This window comes from Actinomadura fibrosa (assembly GCF_900659615.1).
Classification (GTDB): Bacteria; Actinomycetota; Actinomycetes; order Streptosporangiales; family Streptosporangiaceae; genus Spirillospora; species Spirillospora fibrosa.
The window spans coordinates 41,270-64,152 of record NZ_CAACUY010000031.1; the positions used below are offsets into that span (position 1 = coordinate 41,270).

The window sequence follows — 22,883 nt, forward strand, 5'->3', positions numbered from 1 at the left end:
GAACCGGTCCATGGTGGTCGCGCCGTGTCACCGGGTGCGGACGGGCAGGCGGCCGGCGACGAGCGGGACGACGATCGCCGCGGCCGCCAGGTGGGTGAGGACGAGGACGGCCCGGGTCGAGGGCGCCGCCGCCGGGACCAGGAGGTCGGGGACGACCGACAGCACCGTGAGGGCGGCGGTGGTGACGACGAACGTGCGCCTGGGCGTGCCGGCCCAGCGCCGCAGCGCGACGGCCAGCAGGATGCCGATCACGGCGCACGCCAGGGTCAGCTGGGCGAAGGCGAGCAGCGGGATCGGCTCGCCGTCGATGTCCAGGGACACTCCCGCGCCCCGGGCGGCGGCGGCGATGCCGGTGGTGGCCAGGGCGGCCGCGACGGCGGCGAGCCCGCCGGTGCGCCACAGAGCGGCGGCGCGCGGGGAGGCCGGGACGGCCGTGGCGGCGGTGGGCTGGGCGGCGGTGTGGCTGGTGGTGTTCATCTGCTTCCCCTTGCTCGTGTTCGGGTGGAGCGTGGTGTCGGTAGTGCAGACCGGAGGGGCGCGGAAAACTCATCGGTCGTTCGGGCGGTAGATGGCCGAGGTCGGCCGACCGCACGTCCGCGGTTCGTCCTGGAAGGCATCACGCGAGGTCACGGCGGTGCCGTGCGTCATCGGCGGGAACCTTCCCGGCGCTGATCTCGTCTCATGACGGTGATCACGGAAGGGGATGCCATGGATGCGGCGGACTTAGAGGCCGAGTTCCAGAAGGGGCGCTCGCTCCAGGAGCAGGGACGGGTACGAGAGGCCGAGCAGCACCTCAGGGCCGCCGCCGAGGCGGGCCACATCGACGCCATGCTCACGCTCGGCGTCCTGGTCGTCGAGCGGGACGAGGCCGAGGCCGAGCGGTGGTGGCGCGCGGCGGCCGAGACGGGCGACGAGGTCGCGCAGCGCAACCTCGGGATCCTCTGCTCGGATCAGGGGCGCGCCGAGGAGGCCGAGAGCTGGTACCGCAAGGCGGCCGAAGCGGGCGACACGGGCGCGCATCACAACCTCGGGCTCATGCTCATCCGCCGTCGTGACGTGCAGGGTGCCGCCGAGCACTTCCGCCCCGCGGCCGAGGCGGGGCACACCGACGCGGTGACCAACCTCGGTCTGGCACTCGGTCAGCTCGGCCGGAAGGAGGAGTCCGAGCAGTGGCTGCGGCGCGCCGCGGGCGAGGGGGACGGCCGTGCGCTGAGCGCCCTCGCCAACCACCTCTTCTCCGAGGGCCGGCATGAGGAGGCCGACGAGTGGTGGGAGAGAGGGGCGGCCGCGGGCGACCCGGACGCCCTGTTCAACCTCGGTGTCCGTTGCGAGCACAAGAACGACATGACGGGTGCCGAGGAGTACTTCCGCCGGGCCGGTCGAGCCGGGCATCCGCGTGGTGCGGCGAGGGCGAAGGCCGTGGCCGGCGGGATCCGCGAGAACGGCGCCCCCTACATGCCCGGCCAGTTCTGACCGCTCCCTGAGCGTTCGAGCCGCCCCGCCCTCCCTTCGCGGCCGAGGGGAAGGCGGGGCGGTTGCGCGTTGTGACGTCGGCGGGCCGCGAGCAGTCCGGTCGCGGCGGGGCCTCGTTAGGGGTGCGTTAAGCGCGGCGGCGGGGGCGCTAAGGAGTCGTCAAGATCGAACAAACCCCCCGAAAGCGGCGCTTTACTCCATGTCGATCCCGGATGAACCCTCGACAAGGAAGCCAACCCCATGAGTGACGTGGCCTTCGTGCTGCTGACGGTGGCGGTGTTCGCCCTGCTCGGCCTGGTGGTGAAGGGCGTGGAGAAGCTGTGACGGCCGCGAACGCGGTCGGGCTCGTCCTGGCCGCCCTTCTGATCGTCTTCCTGGTCGCCGCTCTGCTGTTCCCGGAGCGCTTCTGATGAGCGACACCCTCGCGGGGGCCCTGTTCATCGGGTCCCTGGTGCTCGTCCTGGCCGTGGTGTACCGGCCGCTGGGCGACTACATGTACCGCGTCTACGGCGGGACGAGGCACTCGCGCGCCGAGCGGGTGCTCTACCGGCTGATCGGGGCCAGGCCGGACGCCGAGCAGACATGGGCCGAGTACGCCCGGAGCGTCCTGGCGTTCTCGGTGGCCGGGGTCCTGTTCCTGTACGCCTTCCAGAGGGTGCAGAACCATCTGCTTCTGTCGCTGGGGTTCGACCCGGTGAAGCCGGACCAGGCGTGGAACACCGCGGTCAGCTTCGTGACGAACACGAACTGGCAGTCGTACTCGGGCGAGTCGACGATGGGGCACCTGGTGCAGATGGCCGGGCTCGCCGTGCAGAACTTCGTGTCGGCGGCGGTCGGCATGGCGGTGGCCATGGCGCTGGTGCGGGGCCTCGCGCGCGAGCGGAACCGCTACCTGGGCAACTTCTGGACGGACCTCGTGCGCGGAAGCGTCCGGATCCTGCTGCCGATCGCGTTCGCGGGAGCGGTCCTGCTCGTCGCGGGCGGGGTCGTGCAGAACTTCGCGAACGCGGACGACCACGTGGTGACCACGATCGCCGGCCACCGGCAGGCGATTCCGGGCGGGCCCGTGGCGAGCCAGGAGGTGATCAAGGAACTCGGCACCAACGGGGGCGGCTTCTACAACGCCAACTCCGCGCATCCGTTCGAGAACGGGACGGCGTGGACGAACTGGCTGGAGATCGTCCTGATCCTGGTGATCCCGTTCGCGCTGTGCCGGACGTTCGGCCGGATCGTGGGGCAGAACCGGCAGGGTTACGCGATCGCCGGCGTGATGGCGACGATCGCGATCGCCTGCGTCGTCCTGGTCAACGTGTTCCAGCTGGCGCACCACGGGACCGTCCCGACCGCGGTCGGGGCGTCGACGGAGGGGGTCGAGAACCGGTTCGGCGTGGCGGACTCGGCGACGTTCGCCGGGGCGACGACGCTCACCTCGACCGGCGCGGTCGACTCCTTCCACGACTCCTACACGAGCCTCGGCGGCATGATGACGCTGTTCGGCATGATGCTCGGCGAGGTCGCGCCGGGCGGCGTCGGCTCGGGCCTGTACGGGATGCTGGTCCTCGCCGTGATCACGGTGTTCGTGGCCGGGCTGATGGTCGGCCGCACGCCGGAGTACCTCGGCAAGCGGATCGGCTCGCGGGAGATCAAGTTCGCCGCGCTGTACTTCCTCATCACGCCGATGCTGGTGCTGGCCGGGACGGCGGTGGCCATGGCGACCGGGAGCGGGCGCGCGGCGATGCTGAACCGCGGCCCGCACGGCCTGTCCGAGGTGCTGTACGCGTTCACGTCGGCGTCCAACAACAACGGGTCGGCGTTCGCGGGCGTGACCGTCAACACCGTCTGGTACGACACCGCGCTCGGGCTGTGCATGGCGTTCGGCCGGTTCCTGCCGATCGTCTTCGTCCTCGCGCTGGCGGGCTCGCTGGCCCGGCAGGGCCGCGCCCCGGCGTCCGAGGGGACGCTGCCGACGCACCGGCCGCAGTTCGTCGGGATGGTCGTCGGCGTGACGGTCGTCCTGGTCGCGCTCACGTTCCTGCCCGCGCTCGCGCTCGGGCCGCTCGCCGAGGGGATCCACTCATGACGGCACAGACCGTGCGGGCGCCGAGCCCGGCGCCGCGGCCCCCGGTGCGCCGCGGCGGTGGAAAGATCCAAGGCGGTCTGCTCGACCCCGGCCAGCTGGTGCGGTCGCTGCCCGACGCGCTCCGCAAGCTGGACCCGCGCACGCTGTGGCGCAACCCGGTCATGCTGATCGTGGAGATCGGCGCGGTGTGGACGACCGTCCTCGCCGCGTCCGAGCCGAGCGTGTTCGCCTGGCTGATCGTCGTGTGGCTGTGGCTGACCGTCCTGTTCGCCAACCTGGCCGAGGCGGTCGCCGAGGGCCGCGGCAAGGCGCAGGCCGACGCGCTGCGCCGTGCGCGGACCGACGCCGTGGCGCGCCGCCTCCTCGACTGGGCGCCCGGGCGGACCGCGCCGCGCGAGGAGCGCGTCGGCGCCCCGGACCTGCGGCAGGGCGACCATGTCGTCGTCGAGGCCGGCGAGGTCGTCCCGGCGGACGGCGACGTGGTCGAGGGCATCGCCAGCGTGGACGAGTCGGCGATCACCGGCGAGTCCGCCCCCGTGATCCGCGAGTCCGGCGGCGACCGCAGCGCCGTCACCGGGGGGGCGAAGGTGCTGTCGGACCGGATCGTCGTCCGGGTCACGCAGCGGCCGGGGGAGTCGTTCCTCGACCGCATGATCGCCCTGGTGGAGGGCGCGAACCGGCAGCGGACGCCGAACGAGATCGCGCTCAACATCCTGCTCGCCGCGCTGACGATCATCTTCCTGATGGCCGTCGCCACGCTCCAGCCCCTGGCGATCTACTCGAAGGCGGGCAATCCCGGCGCCGCCGACTCGCTCGCCCTGGACGCCCAGGGCGTGACCGGCGTCGTGCTGGTGTCGCTGCTGGTCTGCCTGATCCCGACGACGATCGGGGCGCTGCTGTCGGCGATCGGCATCGCGGGCATGGACCGGCTCGTCCAGCGCAACGTCCTCGCCATGAGCGGCCGCGCCGTGGAGGCGGCGGGCGACGTCGACACCCTGCTGCTGGACAAGACCGGCACGATCACATGGGGCGACCGGCAGGCCGCCGCGTTCCTCCCGGTCGGCGGCGTGTCCGAGGACGAGCTCGCCGACGCCGCGCAGCTGTCCAGCCTGGCCGACGAGACGCCCGAGGGGCGCTCGGTCGTCGTGCTGGCCAAGCGGAGCCACGGGCTGCGCGAGCGGTCGCCCGGCGAGCTGTCCCACGCGACGTGGGTCCCGTTCACCGCGCAGACCCGCATGAGCGGCGTCGACCTGGACGGCCCGTCCGGTGCCCGCGGCCTCCGCAAGGGCGCCGCGAGCGCGGTCGCCGGCTGGGTCCGCGAGCAGGGCGGCACCGTCCCGGCCGAGCTGGGCCGCATCGTGGACGGCATCTCCGCGTCCGGCGGCACCCCGCTCGTGGTCGGCGAGAAGGCCGGCGGCACGGCGCGCGTCCTCGGCGTCATCCACCTCAAGGACGTCGTCAAGGACGGGATGCGCGAGCGCTTCGACGAGATGCGCCGGATGGGCATCCGCACCGTAATGATCACCGGCGACAACCCGCTGACCGCGAAGGCGATCGCCGACGAGGCCGGGGTGGACGATTTCCTCGCCGAGGCCAGGCCCGAGGACAAGCTCGCCCTGATCAAGCGGGAGCAGGAGGGCGGCCGGCTCGTCGCGATGACCGGCGACGGCACCAACGACGCCCCCGCGCTGGCCCAGGCCGACGTCGGGGTCGCGATGAACACCGGCACCTCGGCCGCCAAGGAGGCCGGGAACATGGTGGACCTCGACTCCGACCCGACCAAGCTCATCGAGATCGTCGAGATCGGCAAGCAGCTGCTCATCACCCGCGGGGCGCTGACGACCTTCTCGATCGCCAACGACGTCGCCAAGTACTTCGCCATCGTCCCGGCGCTGTTCGTGGCCGTGTTCCCGGGCCTGGACGCGCTGAACCTCATGCGGCTGCACAGCCCGCAGTCGGCGATCCTGTCCGCGGTCGTGTTCAACGCGCTGGTCATCGTCGCGCTGATCCCGCTCGCCCTGCGCGGCGTCCGCTACCGGCCGAGCGGCGCGTCCGCGCTGCTGTCCCGCAACCTCTACGTCTACGGGCTCGGCGGGATCGTCGCCCCCTTCATCGGAATCAAGTTCCTCGACCTGATCGTCCAGTTCCTTCCGGGGATGTCCTGACATGCGTATGCCCATCTGGATCCGCCGGCACCTGGCCGCGGCGCGGGCGCTGCTCGTCCTGACCGTGCTGCTCGGCCTTGCCTACCCGCTCGCGGTGTTCGCCGTCGCGCAACTCCCGGGCCTGAACGACAAGGCCCGCGGCTCCTACGTGACGGCGGGCGGCCGGACGGTCGGCAGCGCGCTCATCGGCCAGTCGTTCACCGACTCCCGGGGGAACCCGCTCAAGCGGTACTTCCAGAGCCGCCCGTCCAACGCCGGCGACGGCTACGACCCGACCGCCACGGCCGCGAGCAACCTCGGCCCCGAGGACATCGTCGACACCCTGCCCGACCCCGCACTGCTCGCGGCGGGCAAGCAGGACGAGAACGCCTCGCAGAGCCTGCTCACCCAGGTCTGCGCGCGCAGCAAGGCCATCGGGGAACTGGAGGGCGCCGACGGATCGCGGCCCTTCTGCACCCCGAGCGGCGTCGGCGCCGTCCTGGCCGTCTTCGGATCCCGCACGGCCACGGGCGACGTCCCGCACCCGACGCGCGTCGTCAGCCTCAACGAACAGGAAGGCGTGGTGAAGGCCCCGTTCGTCGCCGCCTACAAGGGCGTCCGCGTCGAACTCGCCCGCTACGGCGAGGACTACGCGAAGGGGCTGGTGGTCCCGATCAAGGGCCGCGCCCCGGCCCGCCCCGCCGTCCCCGCCGACGCCGTCACCGCGAGCGGCAGCGGCCTGGACCCGCACATCTCGCCCGCATACGCGCACCTCCAGGCCACGCGGGTCGCCGCGGCGCGAGGTGTCCCTGTCGCCGACGTGGAGCGGTTGATCGCGTCCAACGAGGAGGGCCGGACGCTGGGCTTCATGGGCGAACCCGTCGTGAACGTCCTCAAACTGAACATCGCTCTGGACGCCCGGTACCCGACCCGCCAGTGACCCCGCTGAGTAGGCTTGGGCGGTGTTCTCGCCTCATGGGCCGTCTTTGCGCGAACTGGTGATCCAGGCGCTGTCCTCGGTCGAGCGCGGCTACGACCTGCTCGCGCCGAAGTTCGACCACACGCCGTTCCGCACGCCCGACGGCATCCTCGCCGCGACCGCCGACGCGCTGCGTCCACTCGGGCCGTTCGGGCAGGGACTGGACGTGTGCTGCGGCACGGGTGCGGGCACCCAGGTGCTCGCACCCCTGTGCCAAGGACGGATCACGGGCGTCGACTTCAGCGCGGGAATGCTCGCGCAGGCGCGAGCGACGCACCCGGACGCCGAGTGGGTGCAGGCCGACGTCCGGGAGTTGCCCTTCGCCGAGGACTTCGACCTCGCGGTCAGTTTCGGCGCGCTCGGGCACTTCCTGCCCGAGGAACGGCCCGCGCTCTTCGGCGGGGTGTTCCGCTCGCTGCGGCCAGGCGGTCTGTTCGCGTTCCCGATCGGCGCGCCGCCGCCCCTCACGTCCGCCTGGTACTGGACGCTGCTGGGGTTCGACGCGGTCATGAGGGTCCGGAACGCCGTGTGGCGTCCGCCTTTCGTCATGTACTACCGCACATGCCCGCTGCACGCCCTCCGCGACGACCTGACGGCGGCCGGCTTCACCGTGACGACCGTTCCCCTGGCGGCGCTGGGGTGGCGCGAGGACGGCAGCCCCAGGTACCGGCTCGTCCTCGCGCGCAAGAAGTGAGGGCGGCGTCTCGGACGTGCTCAAGCGCCGGCTGAGTTCCGGGCGACGAACTGGAACTGGTAGCCGTTGATCCGCGTCACCTGGGCGTCCTGGAATCCGGCCGCTTCCAGGCGCGAGCCGAACGTGTCCGGATCGACCGGGACGTAGGTGTCGTCGACATGGCCTTGGCGGATCAGGTCGGTGTCGATGGACTCCACTCCCAGCAGCGCCGCGCCGGAACCGAGGGCGCGGTGCAGCCGCGAGAGCAGGCGGTCCTGCGCGCTCGGCGACGGGACGTGGTGCAGCATCGAGAAGCAGGTCGCCGCGGAGAAGCGGCCGACCGGCAGATCGACGACGGTCGCGTCCCCCTCGACGACCTCGACGGGAGCGCCGCGGAACCTGGTACGCACCTCCGCGGCCAGGGCGGGATCGAGCTCGACCGCAGTGACCTGGGACGTCACCTCCAGGAGCAGTTCGGTGGTGACACCGAACCCGGGCCCGATCTCCAGGACGTCGCCACCGAGGTCTGCGGCCTCCCGCAGCCAGGGCAGCAGCTCGGTACGCAGCTTGCCGGCCCATTCGGGACTGGACAGATAGGTCAGATGCGCCTGGTTCATCGTCCCGTCCTCACGAGGGAACCGCCGAAGTGCGTGGGAATCACGCCTTCATTCAGCCATAGTGCGGGGATGACCGGCTTTGCGGCATCGGCCGACCCGCTGCCCTCCGCGGCCACCGCCCGGCTGGTGTCGCTGCGCGGCGGGACGGGGATCACCGCCGGGTCCTACCGCTTCGAGGGCGACACCGCGGCGACGTCGTGGCACCGCCACGACCTCCACCAGCTGGAGTACGCGATCGAGGGGATCGTCGAGGTCCTGACCCCGGCGGCGCGCTACCGGCTGCCGTCCCGGCAGGCGGTGTGGATACCGGCGGGCCTGGTGCACCAGAGCACCTTCGCCAAGGCCAGGACCGTTTCGGTGTTCTTCGATCCCGCCCTGGTCCGCGACACCGGCGGCCGCGCCCGCGTCCTGCCCGTGGAACCGATCTGCCGGGAGATGCTGATCTACGCCTCGCGCTGGCCGATCGGCCGCCCGGTCGGCGACCCGGTCGCCGACGCCTACTTCGAGGCCCTCGCCGGCCTCGTCCTGGAGTGGCTGGCGCACGAGCGGCCCTTCTACCTGCCGACGAGCACCGATCCGCTGGTCATTGCGGTCATGCGCCACACCGACCGGAACCTCGGCACGGTCACCCTCGCCGGCGCCTGCCGCGCCGCGGCGGTCTCCGAACGCACCCTGCGGCGCCGGTTCCGCGCCGCGACGGGCATGACCTGGCGCCAGTACGCGCTGCACAGCAGGCTCCTCCACGCGATGACGCTGCTGACCGAGCCGAGCACGACCGTCCTCGGCGCGGCGACCGCGGTGGGCTTCGACAGCGCGAGCGCGTTCAGCCGCGCCTTCCAGGCGTCCACCGGCCAGACCCCCACCGCGTTCCGGCGGGAACGGACCCCGACGCGGCGGGACCTCTGACCTGGGGGGTGGACCGCGGACGGCTCGGACCGAAGGACGGCCCGGCCGGAATCTAGGCGGGCCAGTCCCAGTGGGGCACCTCGCGCAGCGGGTGCAGGTCCTCGTCGGTCTCGGCGTGCGAGTTCTGCCGGGCGACCTCGGTGCCGAACTCGACGTGCTCCCGCAGCGCCTGGCGGAACGGTGCGTCGTCCGGCAGCCCGGCGGTGTCCGCGGCGGCCATGAACAGGTCGATGAACCGCTGCCGCTGCTCCGGGGTGATCTTCAGATGGCGGTGGACGTCGATGATGTGCTGGAACCCGCCCATCCGCGCCGTGAAGGTGTCCGGCCCGCCGAACGTCTCGGCGGTGAAGGCCGTGAGGTGATCGACGTGGGTGGGCTGCCCCTCGCCGAACAGCGGCTTGAGCAGGGGATCGACCAGTACCGAGGCGTAGAAGACCTCGATGAGGCGGTGCAGCCCGTCGTGCCCGCCCGCGTGCTCGTACAGGGTTTCCATGATTACACCATTACGTCGTCGGTGGAGTACGGGTTCGTTATCGCAGAGATCGTCTCGTCCTGTCGAGGTGTCGTGCCGGTTGTGGTCATGGCGGGTGGTGAGTTCTCTGACTATGGTCAGAGAATGGAGCCCGTGATGGTCGATCGCGTGCGGCGGTTCAGCCGGACCGTCACCCAGCGGCTGGGCGTTCTCGACGACGCGTTCCTGGGACGCGGTCGTCCGCTCGGCCAGGCGCGGCTGCTGTGGGAGATCACTCCGCAGGGCAGCGAGGTCCGAGCGCTGCGCTCGCGTCTCGGGCTGGACTCAGGTTATCTCAGCCGCCTCCTGCGCACTCTGGAAGCGCAGGGCCTGGTCGTGGTCGAGACCCATGACGATGATGGACGCGTCCGCGTCGCGCGGCTGACCCCGGCCGGACTCGCGGAACGCGCGGAGCTCGACCGGCGTTCGGACGACCTCGCCGAGTCCATCCTGGCGCCGCTCGACACACGCCAGCGGGAGCGGCTGGTGTGCGCGATGCACGAGGTCGAACGGCTGCTGGTCGCGTCCCAGGTGCGGATCGACGTGACCGACCCGCGGCATCCGGACGCCCGGCGTTGCGTGCAGGCCTACTTCGCCGAGCTGGCCGACCGCTTCGACGGAGGCTTCGACCCGGCCCAGAGCATCCCCGCGGACGACGCGGAACTCGTCCTGCCCGCCGGTCTGCTCCTGATCGCGTACCTGCACGACGAGCCGGTCGGGTGCGGCGCGCTGAAACTGCACGCCGACGACGGCATCGCCGAGGTCAAGCGGATGTGGATCTCGCCGCGGGCGCGCGGTCTGGGACTCGGCCGCCGCATGCTCGCCGACCTTGAAGCGCGCGCTCGCGCCCATGGCATCCGCACGCTGCGGCTGGAGACCAACCGCGCCCTCGGCCAGGCCATCGACCTGTACCGCACCGCCGGATACCGGGAGGTACCGGCGTTCAACCAGGAGCCCTACGCCGACCACTGGTTCGAGAAGCACCTCCCTGCCGTCGAAGTGTCCGGTGGTTGACCTGCTGCCGTCCTTGCCGGCGCGGACGCGGTGACCGAGCGTTGGACGCATGTCATGTCTCGCCCCTCAGGGTGCGGGGGACGATGCCGACCATCACGGATGGATCGTCGTCCATTTCCCGCGGCACTGGGGGAGCACCGTCCCTCAGGTGACCGTCGACGGACTTCTCGTGGGGCACTTCGGTGTCAGTCCGATCGTCTGCGAGGTCGAGACCGGAGTCCACATCGTCGAGGCGTGCGTCATCGACGCTCATCCGCTCTACAACGGCCGCAGGTTCCAGACCAGCGCCTACGTGGAGGTCTTCCCCGGTCAGACGATCGAGTGCTCGTACACGCGCCTATGGTCGGGCCGCCTCACCCCGGGCCGGTACGAGGCCGAGGCCGCTCGCGGCAAAGAGGTCCAGGCGCGGCTGCTGATCGCGTGCAGCCCGCTCCTCGCTCTCGGGGTCCTGATGCTGATCGCGATCCTGCTGAACATCATCACCGAGATCGCCTGAGATCGTCCGGCGCCGCGCCCGGGCGGGGACGGAGGTCAGGCGCTGGTCTCTGCCAGGGCGTGCTCGGGGTCGTAGGCGTAGATCCAGGCGTTGGCCTTCAGCGGGTCCGCGTCGGCGAAGGACGCGTCGCGGGCCTGCTGTTCGGGGCCGTCCGGCAGGTGGTTGACGGAGGCGCGGGCGTGGCTGGCCTCCTGGAGCCGGGTGGTCCGCGGGATCCGCAGCCGCTCGTAGCGCCGGAGGGCGCCGAGCGGGTCGCCGGGACGGTCGGCGACGCAGCGCGCGAGGACGGCGGCGTCCTCGATGGCCTGGGCGGCTCCCTGCGCGAAGAACGGGAACATCGGGTGCGCGGCGTCCCCGAGGAGGGTGACCGGGCCCCGGGTCCACCGCCGGAGCGGGGCGCGGTCCAGCAGGGCCCAGCGCCCGGGTGTCCCGGCGGCCTGGATGAGGTCGGTGAGCCTGGCGTCCCAGGTCGCGAACTCGGCGAGGAACTCCCGCACGGTCGCGGTCGCGGTCCAGGACTCCACGACGTCGTCGCCCGCCGGGGCGAACGCGACGAGGTTCACGAACCGTCCGGCGGAGACGGGATAGTGCACCAGGTGGTGGCCCGGGCCGATCCACAGGGTCTGGGCGGGCCGGCGGGCGAAGGCCGGGGCGCGCTCGGACGGCACCAGGGCGCGGAAGGCGCAGTAGCCCGAGTACACGGCGGGCGACGGCTCGGTGACGGCGCCGCGCACCACCGAGTGGATCCCGTCCGCTCCGATCACGATGTCGGGTTCGGTGGTCTCGCCGTCGGCGAAGCGCAGGACGGGGAGTCCGCCGTCGCCGACGGTGATACCGACGCAGCGCTTGCCCAGCCGGACGTCCCCGGGGACCGCCGAGCGCAGCGCCGCCAGGAGGTCGGCGCGGTGCGCGGTGTAGGTGTGCTCGCCGTAGAGCTCCTCGCAGGAGGACGCCAGATCCTCGGCGGACAGGACCGTGCCGTCCTCCCAGCGGCGGAACTCCCAGCCGGTGTCCAGCCGGACCGCCCGTTCGGCGAGGCCGTCCATGACGCCGAGCCGCCGCAGCAGCCTCGCCGCGTTCGGGGCCACGACCAGACCCGCGCCGATCTCCTTCAGCTCCGAGGCCTGCTCGTAGACGGTGGCGGACATCCCCTCGCGATACAGGAACGCGCTCGCCGCGAGTCCGCCGATCCCGCCGCCGAGGATCGCGATCCGCGGGTGCTGCGCTCTCACGTCCGACACCTGCCAGCACCTCGGTTCCGCATCGTCCACCGGACGCGGCCATGGTGCCCGGCCCGCCTCTCCGGCGGACGGAGATGTCGCCTAATGATCGGATTTCGTTACCGGACCGTCCCAGAAGCGGGCGGGACGCGACGTCGCGCGCGGGCAGGGCTGGGGCCGCGCACCGGCGCCGGGGACCCGGTGTTGCATCCGGGTGCGGTGATGCCGCCGGTCACCGGCGACGGTGCGCGTCGGGCCCGCCTGGTCCGGGGACGGCGTCAGCCGGCGCGGCGGGACGCGAGTTCGGCGTCCAGGAGGATCTCGTGCGCGCGCCGTGCCGCCGCGATGGCGCGGTCGTTGTCCGGACGGTCGGCCGGCGCGTCCCGCAGCGCGGCGGTCAGCGTGCGTATCGCCTCGGTGAGCGCGGCGACCTGCTGCTCCAGGACCGCGGAGCGGTGCTCGAGCATCGCCGCGCGCTGGTCCAGGGCCGCGGTCGAGGCGGCGGAGCCGATGACGATCTGCTCGGCCATGGGCGAACTCCTCGTTGAGCTCGTTGGCGCCGCCGACTGCGGCCCCTCTACCTCTTCAGCGTTTCTGAAGCCGATTCGTCACACCTAGGGGCTTTCGTCCCTCGACCGCCGGCATCCGACCCGGCCGGCGACGCCCTACCCCGCGGAGACGGGGGCGGGACGCACGACGATGGCCTGGCTCAGCGGGCGCTCCCCGCCCGTGGGGAAGGGCGACCCCGGCGCCTCCTTCAGCGCGCCGCCGGCTCCGATCGCGAACGCGGCCACCTGGCTGGTGTCCCTGACGGACCCGAAGACGTTCCGGCCGTCCGGTGAGATCGCGACCGCGTCGACGATGGCGCCGTCGGGGGTGTGCGCGGGCGAGCCGGGTGCCGGCCTGAGCGAGCCGTCCTCGGCGATGCTGAAGCCGAGCAGGCCGCCGGGAGGCGAGTCGGTGTCCTCGTCGTTGCTGCCGACGTACAGGTGCTGCCCGTCCGGCGTGACCTTGAGGCCGACCGGGAGGTCGGGGGCGGGGAACGGCGATCCGGGCACCGGGGTCAGCGAGCCGTCGGCGCCGCGCCGGAACCCCCACACGTTCCGCGCCTCCGCCGAGGCCACGTACACGAAGCCGCCGTTCGGGCTGATCGCGATCGCGTAGTCGGCCTGCCCGACCTTGGCCACGTCCTCCCCGGGCCCGAGCGTCCCGTCCGCCCGGACGGCGAACCTGGTGACGACCCGCGGCGGGCTGTCGGACGTGTCGTCGGCGCCCGCGTAGGAGAGGTAGAGGAAGCGCCCGTCGGGTGACAGGACGGTCTGCTTCGGGCTGTCGGAGGTGGTGCGGACGTCGCCGATCCGGGCGGGCGTGCCGTCGGACCCGAGGCGGTACATGGAGATGGTCCCGTCGGCGGTGTTCGTGACGTACAGGGTGCGTCCGTCGGGGGCGATGGTGGCGCCCCAGGGCTCGTCGCCGGTCGGGACGATCAGCGGGTCCGGCTGGAGCGCGCCCTGCGCCCCGACGCGGAACACCGAGAGGGTGTCGGAGTCGCTGTTGACGACGTAGGCGTTGGCTCCGTCCGGGGTCAGGGCGATGCCGCGGGGGAACTCGCCGCCGGTGGACACGGGCTTGCCGAGGGACGTGAGGGAGCCTCCGCGGCCGATCGCCAGGGAGGAGACATCGCCGGAGACGGCGTTGGTGACGTAGACCACGCCACCGGACGGCACCGGGATCGGGCCTGGCGCGGCCTGAGCCGGGGCGGGTACGGCGGCGAGCACGGCGCTGGCGGCCAGGAGGGCACCCCCTGCCTGCGCGGAACCTCGCCGGGACGCTCGCGTGGACAATCGGATGGACACGGGTGGCTCCTGACGACTCGATCGATGGGCTTCCACCCGTTGGGCGTTCCATCCCGTTCCGCCGTGTTCCACCCGTCCCGCGGCCGTGGCGCGAGGCGAGGGTTGGTGGAGGTCCTGCCGTCGTTCGGCACCGTCCTGGTCGCGCTCGGCGGCGGGGCGCTCGGCGACCGGCGTCGGTCATGTGGTCAGGTCGCGGGTGCCCGGAAGCGCCGCGTTATGCCGCGTGCCGGCGTTCACCGACCTCCACGGTCTGCGGTTCTTCTGCCGGGCGGTGCATGCGCACCGGCGGAACGGCCGCCGAAGGCTTCCGGGCGCGCTTGCGCGGCTGTTCCAGGGTGGCGATGAAACCGCAGATGAGCGCGGTCAGGATCGCTCCCGCCGCGATGATCATGAGCAGCGTCGTCAGGTCGATGGCGACGAGCATCCGGGGCCTCCCTTCGCTCGGTGGACCGTCCCCGGCTCCCGGGGTGTACGTACCGCGCGCCTGGACGCCTATTCCTGTGATTCTCGCCATCGTCGGCCGTCGGCCGCCGGGTTCAGCGCAGTGCGAAGCCCAGGGCCCGGCCTTGCTCGCGCAGGTCGTCCTGGGCGGTCGGGTGCGCGACGTGGTCGACGATCTGCTGGGCCTGGGACGTGGCGTCGCGTCCCCAGATCGCGGCGGTGCCCTGCTCGCTGACGATGTAGCTGTGCTGGAAGGAGGTCACGGGCCCGGTCAGGCGGGGGATGACGGTCGAGACGTCGGCGCGGGGGTGCCAGGACGGCAGGGCGATGATCGCGCGGCCGCCGGGGGAGTGGAGCGCGCCGACGACGAAGTCGGTCTGCCCGCCGAACCCCGAGTAGACGGCGCCGCGGACGCGGCTGGCGTTGGCCTGGGCGTACAGGTCCACCTGGAGGGCCGAGTTGACCGAGACCAGGCGCGGCCGGCCGGCGATCAGGCCGGGGTCGTTGGTCTTCTCGGTGCGCAGCATCCGGACGCGCTCGCTGCGGTCGATCCAGTCGTACAGCTCGGGGCCGCCGAACGCGAAGGACGCGGTGACCGGCGAGGCGGGGTCGAGCGCTCCGGCCTTCTCCAGCGCCAGGACGCCGTCGCTGAACATCTCCGACCAGATGCCGACGCCCCGCCGGTCGAGGAGGGACGCGAGCACCGCGTCCGGGATGCCGCCGATGCCGAGCTGGAGTGTCGCGTGCTCGGGGACCAGGTGCGCGACCCGTTCGCCGATCTCCCGCGCCGTCTCCCCGGGCGGACGCGGCGCGGGGGACGCGAGCGGCTCCTCGCACTCGACGGCGTAGTCGACGTCCTCGACGGCCATGACGGCGTCGCCGTAGGTGTAGGGCATCCGCGGGTTCAGCTGGGCGATCACCAAGCCGCCGCGCGCCCGCACCGCCTCGATGGCGGCGGGCAGGATGTTGACTTCGATGCCGAGCGAGACCGTGCCCCCGACCGGGACGGACGTCTGCACGACGACGACGTCCGGCGGCAGCGACTCCTTCAGCAGGTTCGGCACGAGGGACAGCCGGGCGGGGAAGTACCGCAGGTTCGCGCGGCCGCGCATCGCGGCGCCGACGAACGGCGTCTCCAGCTCGACCCCTTCCCTGTCGGGCAGGACGCCCTGGGCGTTCAGCATGAAGAGCCGGTACTCCGCCAGCGCCTCGTCCAGGATCGCCAGGGCCCGCCGGGGGGTGGCGAAGTTCCCGCCCGCCACCACCCGGGGCCGTCCCGGCAGCCCGGCCAGCACGGCCCCGAGCTGCTCTTCGGAGATCACCCGCATCGTCTGCCTCCCCCGTCCACGATGTCCCGTAGCGCACGCTACTCGACGGGAGAAGCGGACCCGCGGTCAGGTCAGCGGGGCCGCTGGACGTACTTCAACGCCTCGATCGCCAGGTAGGAGAGGACGGCGACGGCGGCGACGCGCGCCCAGGCGGCGGCGCCGAGCGGGGCGGAGTGGAACAGGTCGTTCATGGCGGGCGTGTAGGTGTAGAGCAGCTGGATCGCGGCCAGGGCCAGGACGCTGACGGCCACCCAGGGGTTGCGGCGGACGCCGTGCCAGAGGAGGGGGCGGTCCAGCGACAGGCAGTTGAACATGTAGGTGAGCAGGGTCAGCGCGAAGACGTTGACGACGATCGTCTGCGCGACCTCCGACGAGGCGCCCTGGGCGCGCTCCCAGTGCTGGAGGCCGAAGGCGCCGGCGAGCAGGATCGCCGAGACGGCCAGGACGCGGAGCGTCATCGCGCGGGTGAGCAGCGGCAGGGACGGGTCGCGCGGCGGGCGGCGCATGATGTGCTCGTCCTTCGGCTCGACGGCGAACGGCAGGCCGAGGACCAGGACGGCGGTCATGTTCAGCCAGAGCACCTGGAGCGGCAGGACGGGCAGCGCGGTGCCCGCGACGATCGCGGCGACGAGGACCAGGCCGAGCCCGATGTTGGACGGCAGCGCCCAGACGATGAACTTCACCAGGTTGTCGAAGACGCCGCGCCCCTCCTCGACGGCCTTCTCGATGGAGGCGAAGTCGTCGCCGGTCAGGACCATGTCGGCCGACTCCTTGGCGACGTCGGTCCCGGTGCGTCCCATCGCCACGCCGATGTCGGCCTGCTTGAGGGCGGGCGCGTCGTTGACGCCGTCCCCGGTCATCGCGATCACGTGCCCGGCGCCTTGCAGGCCTTGGACGAGGCGGAGCTTCTGCTCGGGCGAGACGCGGGCGAACACGGCCGTGTCCCGCAGGCGTTCGGGCGGGACGTCGGCGGCCAGCTCCGCGCCGGTCATGACGCCGCCGTCCAGCCCGACGCGGGTGCCGATCGCGCGGGCCGTGGCGGCGTGGTCCCCGGTGATCATCTTGACCTGGACGCCGGCGTCGTGGCAGGTCCGGACGGCCTCGGCGGCTTCGGGACGCGGCGGGTCGAGCATGGCCTGGAGGCCCAGGAAGGTCAGCGGAGGCAGCTCGTCGAGACTCCCCGCGTCCGTGTGCCCGCGGGCGAAGGCCAGCACCCGGAGGGCCTGGTGCCCGTACGCCTCGGCACGGGCGATGACGGCGGCGGGGTCGAGCGCGGCGGGCGCGCCGCCGGGGCCGGCGGCGTCGCGGCACAGCGGCACGAGCCGCTCGACCGGCCCCTTGACGTAGACGGTGCCGTCGGCGTGCAGGGTGGCCATGTGCCCGCGCTCGGCGGTGTAGGGCAGCGTGGCGGTGCGGGCCGGCACGCGGTCGAGACCGGCCTTGGCGGCGCTGGTCAGCAGCGCGCCCTCGGTCGGGTCGCCGGTGATCCGCCATGCGCCGTCGCGCTGGACGAGCCGCGCGTCGTTGCATCCCAGGCCCGCCAGCAGCGTCTCCCTGAGGGTGGGGTGGTCGGCGAGGGCCACCTCTCGGCCGTCATGATGGACCGCCCCGGTGGGGGAGTAGCCGGTTCCGGTGAGGGTGTAGTCACGCCCGCCCGCGTGGACGGCGGTGACGGTCATCTGGTTCTGCGTGAGGGTGCCGGTCTTGTCGGTGCAGATCACGGTGGTGCCGCCGAGCGTCTCCACGGCGGGCAGGTGCCGGACGATCGCGCCGCGGCGGACCATCCGGGCGGTGCCGAGCGCGAGGGTGATCGTGACGACGGCGGGCAGCCCCTCGGGGATCGCGCCGACCGCGAGGGCGACCGCGGCGGTGAGCATCTCGGCGGCGCCCCGCCCGCGGAGCACGCCGATGAGGAAGGTCAGCACCGCCAGGGCCAAGACGGCGACGGTCACGACCGTGCTGAACTGGGCGATCTTACGGGTGAGCGGGGTCTGGACGGCGCCGGTGGTATGGACGAGCCGGTGGATGTCGCCGAGCTCGGTCCGCGCGCCGGTCGCCACCACGAGACCGGTGCCCCGGCCGGCGGTCGCGAGCGTCCCGGAGAAGGCCATGCCGGTCCGGTCGGCGAGCGCGGCCTCCGGCTGGGACGCGGTGCCCTTCACCACGGGCACCGACTCCCCGGTGAGCGCGGACTCGTCCACGGCGAGCTCGTCGGTGCGCAGCAGCCGCAGGTCGGCGGGGACCTTGTCACCCGCCTCCAGCTCGACCAGGTCGCCGGGCACCAGCTCAGCGGCGGGGACGCGCCGCGCGGTCCCGTCCCGGACGGCCACCGCCGTCGTCTCCGCCATCGCGGCCAGCGCCGACAGGGCCTGCTCCGCGCGGGACTCCTGGACGAACCCGACGACGGCGTTCACGACCACCACGCCGAGGATCACCAGCGCGTCCACGTGCTCGCCGAGCAGGGCCGTCACAGCCGCCGCGGCGAGCAGCACGTAGATCAGCGGGCTGTTGAACTGGAGCAGGAACCGCAGCACCGGGCCGGGCCCGCGCGCGGCGGGCAGCACGTTCGGCCCGTCCCGCTCCAGCCGTTCCGCCGCCTCGGCCGAGGCGAGGCCGCGGGACGCGTCGCTGCCGAAGTCGTGCACGACCTCGTCGGCGGGCCTGCGGTAGGGCGCCAGGGCCTCGGTCATCGCGGCCCCGCCGGTCGCGCGTCGTCCTCCATGGCCGCACCTCCTGGCCCCAGCCTGGGACCCTCACCCAGGTTCTTCCAGAGCCAAAGGTCCCCGAAACAACGGGACCTTGGCCCTGAACAGCGGTTTCGCCCCTCCCGGGTGCGTCTACCGGGACTCCGCGGCGGGCGGACGCGAGCTGGACGGCCAGCGCGGCCGCCTGGGCGCGGCGGCTGCTCGGTCAGCCCCTAAGCGGCTCCTTCCCCTCCTGGCGGGCACAGCCGGGCGCGCGGTGATCGACGCGGCGCTGCCCAGCGTGGTGCGGCACGCCCGGGCCGCCGAGGCGGCGGTGAGGATCGACGTCCGGGACGGCGTGACGCTGCCCGTCCGGCGCGTCCCTTTGACGACACCCGACCGATCCGACACCGGCCCCGCGGGGACGCTCGTCGCGGGACTCTGCGGGAAGATGTCAGTCCCGCCTACCGACCGAGGAGCCGCACCGATGGCCGATGCCAGCCCCAAGCCGCGGTTGCGGGCGCCCGCCCGCCGGGCACTGATCACGGCGGCGGCGGTGAGGATCTTCGCCGAGAAGGGCTACCACGGCACGTCGCTCGGGGAGATCGCGGCGGCGGCCGGGGTGGCGCGGACCGTGCTGTACGACCACTTCCCGTCCAAGCGCGTGCTCCTGCTGGCGGTCATGCAGGAGGAGAACGCGGCGCTGATCGAGTACGTCGGGGCCCGCATCACCGCGTCCGGCAGCGCGGAGGAGCGGATGCGCTCCACGATCGACGCCTACTTCGGCTTCGCCCAAAACCGTCCCGAGGCCCGGAGCCTGCTGTTCGACCGCACCGGCGAGGACGATCCCGAGATCCGGGTCGTGCGGCAGGGCATCCGCGAGTCGCGGACCCACGCGGTGGCGGCGCTGCTCGCCGACGACATCCGCACGGTGGGGGTCGAGCCGGGCGAGCCGATCGCCGAGGCGATGGTGGAGTTCGTCATCACCGGCCTGGACGGGGTGGCCCAGTGGTGGGAGCGCAATCCCGAGACGCCGCGGGCGACGCTGGTCGAAGGCGCGATGCGGCTGCTGTGGACGGGGCTCGGCGGCGGGAGCTGATCAGCGGCCCGGCGGCGTGCGGCCCGCCGGCGTGCGGCCCGCCGGCGTGCGGCCCGCCGGCGTGCGGGCCTCAGGGCTGGGACACGCTGGTGTCGTGGTGGTCGTAGGGGGTGCCGGAGACGCCTGACCGGGCGGCGAGCCTCGTCGCGAGGGCGACGCCTGCCCGCTGCCAGGCGTCGCCATGGCGGGCGCGGGCGTCCGACCTGCGGTCGGCGAAGGGGAGGCGGTCACCGACCCGGCGCAGCGTCACGTTGAGATGGACGAGGCGTTCGGCGATGGCCTGCCAGGGCTGGAGCCGCAGCGACGCCAGGGGAGAGGCGCGGAGCAGGGCCCGGACGAGTGACTCGCCGGTGAGGGCGGAGACCAGGCCGACCGCCGGGGCCGCGGCGTGAATCTGGAGGCGCCGCAGGACGGGGTTGCGGCTGAAGACATGGTCGCTGGCGGGCCTGGACGGTGAGGTCGGTCCATTCGGTGGGGCCGCCCGCGGTGAGGATCATGTGGTGGGCCATGTGCAGGCCGTCGATGGCGTTGCGGGGGACGAGCTCGTCGGCGACGCCCATCAGGTGGGCGATGTAGGCCCAGTACAGCATGACGCTGTCCAGGTCCGTCCGGGAGACGCGGCGGCCGTGGGCGTGGTCGAACAGGAGTGGGAGCAGCCCGAACGTGACGGCGGCGCCCATCGTCATGGCGTTGGAGATGGGGTTGCCGTGCCGGGCGAAGTGGTCGTCGCCCCAGACCCCGCGCAGCGCGAGCCGTGCCTGGGCGTGCATCAGCCGGACCCGGACGATGCTCGCGAAGACGGGCGAGCGGCGGTCGACGGCTCCGGGACGGGTGACGTCGTGGAACCAGGTGACGGTCTCCAGTTCGCGGCGGCGGAAGTCGGCGAGGAACCTGCGGGTCTGCCCCGTGGCCGAGGACACCTCGGCGCCGACGAAGGTGCCCATGGCGTCGCTGAGCATCATGGTCAGCTTCCCGGCCAGGGAGGCGTTGATCCACAGGCGGCGTCCCCGCTCCCAGGCGGCGGCGTCGCACCAGGCCGGTGGCTCGTCCAGGTGGCGGAACAGTTCGACCAGCTCGGAGGGCGGGTCGGTCACCGCGTCGATGCCGTGCTCCAAAGCCTGGTCGAACATCCGGCGGCCCCGCCGCATCCCGAGCCGGGCGAAGGCGCGCACGACGGCGTCCATCTGCTCGTCGCCCTGCCAGCGGTGGTCGTCGAACAGCCCGGTCAGCGCTGTCCGCGTGGGGACGGCCCGGACCGGGATCCACGGCGAGAACAGCCGGACGTGGGGCTCGGTCAGCCACAGCGGTGAGACGGTCGCGGTCTCGGGTGCCGGCCGTAGCGCCATGCCCCGGCGGTAGTAGTAGTCGTACGGGTGCCGGTCGGCGCCCGGCTCGGCGGCCGTGCCGCTGTCCAGCATCGACATCGGGTACTCCAAACTCGCGCAGGCCGGCTTCGGATCAGCGGTCGAGGTGGTAGTCGGCGGGGTCGAGGCGGCGGGTGCGGCGGCGGTAGCCGGTCATCGAGCCGGGCCAGTTGTTGGTGTTGCGGTGGTCGGCGTCGAGGTACCAGCTGTCGCAGCCGCCCTGGTTCCACACCGTGGTGCTCAGGCGCCGCTGCGCGGCGGCGTCGAACCGGTCCAGGACGTCGGCGCGGACGTCCATCGAGGTCACCCCGGTGGCCAGGAGGCGGGCGGCCTGGACGATGTAGCGGGCCTGGCTTTCGAGCATGTGGACGATCGAGCCGGAGCCGACGTTGGTGTTCGGCCCGTACATCAGGAAGAAGTTGGGGAACCCGGTCACGGCCAGGCCGAGGTAGGCGCGGGCGCCGCCCTTCCAGGCGGCGTTGAGCTCGGTGCCGCGGGCGCCGATGACGCGCAGCGGGGCGACGAAGTCCTGGGAGCGGAACCCGGTCGCCCAGATGAGCGTGTCGAAGGCGTGGTGCCTCCCGTCGGCGGTCCGGGCGCCGTGCGGCGTGAGCTGGACGATGGGGTCGTCGACCACGGTGACGTCGGGGCGGTTGAGGACCGGGTAGTAGTCGCTCGATGTGAGGATGCGCTTGCAGCCGGGCTCGTAGCCGGGGGTGAGGCGGCGGCGCAGCCGGGGATCGCGGACCGAGCGCAGCGCGTACCGGCACAGCGCGCGGACGGGGGCCGACAAGACGCGGCGGCCGCGCGGGGAGATCAGCGCGGGGTTGAGGACGGCCTCGAAACACAGGAAGATGCCCAGCCGCGACAGCTTCTGGACCGCGGGGATGCGCCGGTTGAGGGCGGGCCGCCAGCGGGGGTAGACGCGGTCGGGCTTGCGGCTGATCCAGTGCGCCTCGATCTGGAAGATCGTGAGCCGCCGTGCGGCGGGCGCGATCCGCGGGACGAACTGGATCGCGCTGGCGCCGTTGCCGACGACGGCGACGCGCTCGCCGGTCAGGTCGTGGCCGTGGTCCCAGCGGGCGGAGTGGAACATCGTCCCGCCGAAGTCGTCCTGGCCGGGCAGGCGCGGTACGGCCGGGTTGGACAGCTGCCCGCAGGCCGCCACGAACAGGTCGTACTCGTAGGTCCGCCCGTCGCCGGCGTGCAGCCGCCATCTGCCGGTCGCGGCCTGGAACCGGGCGTCGGTGATCGTGGTGCGGAAGCGGAAGTGCGGCGTCAGGCCGTACTTGGCGGCGCAGTGGCGCAGGTAGTCCAGGATCTCGGGCTGCTCGGCGAACCGGCGCGTCCAGTCGGGCTTGGGCTCGAAGGAGTACGAGTACAGGTGGGAGGGCGCGTCGCAGGCGGCGCCGGGATAGGTGTTGTCGCGCCAGACGCCGCCGAGCCCGTCGGCCTTGTCGAAGAGGGTGATGTCGGTGAACCCGGCCTCCTTCAGGGCGATGGCCAGCCCGATCCCGCTGAACCCTGTTCCCACGATGGCGATCGAGACGTTCCTGCGCCCCATGCACGGCTCCCTGCTCTGGCGTCGGCGGCGGCGCGCCGGGCGACGGACGGCCGACCGGGCATCGCCTTAGCCGACACATACGTCGGCTATCGTGAGCGTGTCGGCGAGAGGAGTCAAGACCGCCGCGAAGAATCGCTGGAGTAGCGTTTCAAGTGCTCCCATTGAATCGAGGTCGTTGCGAGGTCTTGACGGCTCATGGCGGGCGTCCCATAGTTGGGGGCCACTCAACCGACATGATTGTCGGTTACTCCACCCCCCGAGGAGTGCCCCGTGGACGACAACAGACCCGTGGACGAGACCAGGGCATCGCAGAACCGTCCGGCCGAGAGCGCGGGCGGTGTGGGCCGCCGCAGGTTCATCGCCGGGGCGCTGGGTGCCGCGGGCGCGGTCGCCGCGGCCGGCGCCCTGGGCTCCGGGCCAGCGCAGGCCGCCAC

At 72.7% G+C, this 22,883-nt stretch carries 22 protein-coding genes; 10 read left to right on the top strand and 12 right to left on the bottom strand.

Annotated elements, in window-relative coordinates:
* Positions 1–27: 27 nt before the first annotated feature.
* Entirely contained in the window at positions 28–477 is a 450-nt protein-coding gene (locus E1300_RS14050; protein ID WP_207399715.1) for a DUF6069 family protein, read from the bottom strand.
* Positions 478–708: 231 nt separating this feature from the next.
* Here E1300_RS14050 and E1300_RS14055 point away from each other — a divergent pair, with 231 nt between their 5' ends.
* From E1300_RS14055 to E1300_RS14085, 6 genes are all read left to right on the top strand, one after another.
* On the top strand, positions 709–1,473 hold the full coding sequence (locus tag E1300_RS14055) for a tetratricopeptide repeat protein (protein ID WP_165502831.1): 765 nt from the start codon (positions 709–711) through the stop codon (positions 1,471–1,473).
* A gap of 320 nt (positions 1,474–1,793) precedes the next feature.
* Positions 1,794–1,883 carry a K(+)-transporting ATPase subunit F gene (kdpF, locus tag E1300_RS14065; protein ID WP_131757432.1) on the top strand — a complete coding sequence of 30 codons (90 nt, stop codon included), beginning with the start codon at positions 1,794–1,796 and terminating at the stop codon, positions 1,881–1,883.
* On the top strand, positions 1,883–3,553 hold the full coding sequence (kdpA, locus tag E1300_RS14070; RefSeq protein WP_131757433.1) for a potassium-transporting ATPase subunit KdpA: 1,671 nt from the start codon (positions 1,883–1,885) through the stop codon (positions 3,551–3,553). The genes kdpF and kdpA overlap by 1 nt, the downstream gene beginning before the upstream one ends.
* Positions 3,550–5,718, top strand: coding sequence for a potassium-transporting ATPase subunit KdpB (kdpB, locus tag E1300_RS14075; protein WP_131757434.1), 2,169 nt, complete (start codon positions 3,550–3,552; stop codon positions 5,716–5,718). The genes kdpA and kdpB overlap by 4 nt, the downstream gene beginning before the upstream one ends.
* Before the next feature lies 1 nt (position 5,719).
* A complete protein-coding gene (locus E1300_RS14080; protein WP_131757435.1) occupies positions 5,720–6,637 on the top strand; it encodes a potassium-transporting ATPase subunit C in 918 nt (305 codons plus the stop codon).
* A gap of 22 nt (positions 6,638–6,659) precedes the next feature.
* Positions 6,660–7,370, top strand: coding sequence for a class I SAM-dependent DNA methyltransferase (locus E1300_RS14085; RefSeq protein WP_131757436.1), 711 nt, complete (start codon positions 6,660–6,662; stop codon positions 7,368–7,370).
* A gap of 20 nt (positions 7,371–7,390) precedes the next feature.
* On the opposite strand, the gene E1300_RS14090 is transcribed toward E1300_RS14085, so the two are convergent.
* Complete coding sequence (locus tag E1300_RS14090) at positions 7,391–7,966, bottom strand: class I SAM-dependent methyltransferase (protein WP_131757437.1); 576 nt, start codon at positions 7,964–7,966, stop codon at positions 7,391–7,393.
* A 69-nt stretch (positions 7,967–8,035) separates the two neighbouring features.
* On the opposite strand from E1300_RS14090, the gene E1300_RS14095 reads away from it, so the two are divergent.
* Positions 8,036–8,872 (top strand): helix-turn-helix transcriptional regulator, encoded by an 837-nt coding sequence (locus E1300_RS14095; RefSeq protein ID WP_131757438.1) that lies wholly within the window; start codon positions 8,036–8,038, stop codon positions 8,870–8,872.
* Positions 8,873–8,924: 52 nt separating this feature from the next.
* Here the strand turns inward: E1300_RS14095 and E1300_RS14100 are convergent, their stop codons facing one another.
* A complete protein-coding gene (locus E1300_RS14100) occupies positions 8,925–9,365 on the bottom strand; it encodes a group II truncated hemoglobin (protein ID WP_131757439.1) in 441 nt (146 codons plus the stop codon).
* A 135-nt stretch (positions 9,366–9,500) separates the two neighbouring features.
* On the opposite strand from E1300_RS14100, the gene E1300_RS14105 reads away from it, so the two are divergent.
* Both E1300_RS14105 and E1300_RS14110 read left to right on the top strand, forming a co-directional pair.
* On the top strand, positions 9,501–10,397 hold the full coding sequence (locus E1300_RS14105; RefSeq protein ID WP_207399716.1) for a bifunctional helix-turn-helix transcriptional regulator/GNAT family N-acetyltransferase: 897 nt from the start codon (positions 9,501–9,503) through the stop codon (positions 10,395–10,397).
* Positions 10,398–10,545: 148 nt separating this feature from the next.
* The gene (locus E1300_RS14110) at positions 10,546–10,893 is read left to right on the top strand and encodes a hypothetical protein (RefSeq protein WP_131757441.1); all 348 of its coding nucleotides are present in this window, start codon (positions 10,546–10,548) and stop codon (positions 10,891–10,893) included.
* Positions 10,894–10,928: 35 nt separating this feature from the next.
* On the opposite strand, the gene E1300_RS14115 is transcribed toward E1300_RS14110, so the two are convergent.
* The 6 genes from E1300_RS14115 to E1300_RS14140 form a co-directional block, all read right to left on the bottom strand.
* The gene (locus E1300_RS14115; protein WP_242619144.1) at positions 10,929–12,134 is read right to left on the bottom strand and encodes an FAD-dependent monooxygenase; all 1,206 of its coding nucleotides are present in this window, start codon (positions 12,132–12,134) and stop codon (positions 10,929–10,931) included.
* A 257-nt stretch (positions 12,135–12,391) separates the two neighbouring features.
* Positions 12,392–12,643 carry a hypothetical protein gene (locus tag E1300_RS14120; protein ID WP_131757442.1) on the bottom strand — a complete coding sequence of 84 codons (252 nt, stop codon included), beginning with the start codon at positions 12,641–12,643 and terminating at the stop codon, positions 12,392–12,394.
* 135 nt (positions 12,644–12,778) lie between these two features.
* Positions 12,779–13,969 (bottom strand): lactonase family protein, encoded by a 1,191-nt coding sequence (locus E1300_RS14125; RefSeq protein WP_165502832.1) that lies wholly within the window; start codon positions 13,967–13,969, stop codon positions 12,779–12,781.
* Between the two features lie 214 nt (positions 13,970–14,183).
* Positions 14,184–14,393 carry a hypothetical protein gene (locus E1300_RS14130; protein WP_131757444.1) on the bottom strand — a complete coding sequence of 70 codons (210 nt, stop codon included), beginning with the start codon at positions 14,391–14,393 and terminating at the stop codon, positions 14,184–14,186.
* Positions 14,394–14,505: 112 nt separating this feature from the next.
* Positions 14,506–15,738: an acetyl-CoA hydrolase/transferase family protein gene (locus tag E1300_RS14135; RefSeq protein ID WP_131757445.1), complete on the bottom strand. Its 1,233-nt coding sequence runs from the start codon at positions 15,736–15,738 to the stop codon at positions 14,506–14,508.
* 71 nt (positions 15,739–15,809) lie between these two features.
* Positions 15,810–18,428 carry a cation-translocating P-type ATPase gene (locus tag E1300_RS14140; RefSeq protein ID WP_131757446.1) on the bottom strand — a complete coding sequence of 873 codons (2,619 nt, stop codon included), beginning with the start codon at positions 18,426–18,428 and terminating at the stop codon, positions 15,810–15,812.
* Positions 18,429–18,537: 109 nt separating this feature from the next.
* On the opposite strand from E1300_RS14140, the gene E1300_RS52430 reads away from it, so the two are divergent.
* Positions 18,538–19,521, top strand: coding sequence for a TetR/AcrR family transcriptional regulator (locus tag E1300_RS52430; RefSeq protein WP_242619145.1), 984 nt, complete (start codon positions 18,538–18,540; stop codon positions 19,519–19,521).
* A 70-nt stretch (positions 19,522–19,591) separates the two neighbouring features.
* Here E1300_RS52430 and E1300_RS14150 read toward each other — a convergent pair whose 3' ends face one another.
* The 3 genes from E1300_RS14150 to E1300_RS14160 are packed head-to-tail and all read right to left on the bottom strand — an operon-like array spanning position 19,592 to position 22,449.
* Positions 19,592–19,771, bottom strand: a complete 180-nt coding sequence (locus E1300_RS14150; protein ID WP_131757447.1) for a hypothetical protein — start codon at positions 19,769–19,771, stop codon at positions 19,592–19,594.
* Positions 19,749–20,945, bottom strand: a complete 1,197-nt coding sequence (locus E1300_RS14155) for an oxygenase MpaB family protein (RefSeq protein WP_131757448.1) — start codon at positions 20,943–20,945, stop codon at positions 19,749–19,751. Before E1300_RS14155 ends, E1300_RS14150 begins: the two co-directional genes overlap by 23 nt.
* A 34-nt stretch (positions 20,946–20,979) precedes the next feature.
* A complete protein-coding gene (locus tag E1300_RS14160) occupies positions 20,980–22,449 on the bottom strand; it encodes a flavin-containing monooxygenase (protein ID WP_131757449.1) in 1,470 nt (489 codons plus the stop codon).
* Positions 22,450–22,883 lie beyond the last annotated feature (434 nt).

Excerpts from the sequence above, each read along its gene's own strand:
- E1300_RS14050 (WP_207399715.1), bottom strand. The coding sequence starts at position 477 with ATGAACACCACCAGCCACACCGCCGCCCAGCCCACCGCCGCCACGGCC.
- E1300_RS14055 (WP_165502831.1), top strand. The coding sequence starts at position 709 with ATGGATGCGGCGGACTTAGAGGCCGAGTTCCAGAAGGGGCGCTCGCTC.
- kdpA (WP_131757433.1), top strand. The coding sequence starts at position 1,883 with ATGAGCGACACCCTCGCGGGGGCCCTGTTCATCGGGTCCCTGGTGCTC.
- kdpB (WP_131757434.1), top strand. The coding sequence starts at position 3,550 with ATGACGGCACAGACCGTGCGGGCGCCGAGCCCGGCGCCGCGGCCCCCG.
- E1300_RS14080 (WP_131757435.1), top strand. The coding sequence starts at position 5,720 with ATGCGTATGCCCATCTGGATCCGCCGGCACCTGGCCGCGGCGCGGGCG.
- E1300_RS14090 (WP_131757437.1), bottom strand. The coding sequence starts at position 7,966 with ATGAACCAGGCGCATCTGACCTATCTGTCCAGTCCCGAATGGGCCGGC.
- E1300_RS14095 (WP_131757438.1), top strand. The coding sequence starts at position 8,036 with ATGACCGGCTTTGCGGCATCGGCCGACCCGCTGCCCTCCGCGGCCACC.
- E1300_RS14100 (WP_131757439.1), bottom strand. The coding sequence starts at position 9,365 with ATGGAAACCCTGTACGAGCACGCGGGCGGGCACGACGGGCTGCACCGC.
- E1300_RS14105 (WP_207399716.1), top strand. The coding sequence starts at position 9,501 with ATGGTCGATCGCGTGCGGCGGTTCAGCCGGACCGTCACCCAGCGGCTG.
- E1300_RS14120 (WP_131757442.1), bottom strand. The coding sequence starts at position 12,643 with ATGGCCGAGCAGATCGTCATCGGCTCCGCCGCCTCGACCGCGGCCCTG.
- E1300_RS14130 (WP_131757444.1), bottom strand. The coding sequence starts at position 14,393 with ATGCTCGTCGCCATCGACCTGACGACGCTGCTCATGATCATCGCGGCG.
- E1300_RS14135 (WP_131757445.1), bottom strand. The coding sequence starts at position 15,738 with ATGCGGGTGATCTCCGAAGAGCAGCTCGGGGCCGTGCTGGCCGGGCTG.
- E1300_RS14140 (WP_131757446.1), bottom strand. The coding sequence starts at position 18,428 with ATGACCGAGGCCCTGGCGCCCTACCGCAGGCCCGCCGACGAGGTCGTG.
- E1300_RS14155 (WP_131757448.1), bottom strand. The coding sequence starts at position 20,945 with ATGTCGATGCTGGACAGCGGCACGGCCGCCGAGCCGGGCGCCGACCGG.
- E1300_RS14160 (WP_131757449.1), bottom strand. The coding sequence starts at position 22,449 with ATGGGGCGCAGGAACGTCTCGATCGCCATCGTGGGAACAGGGTTCAGC.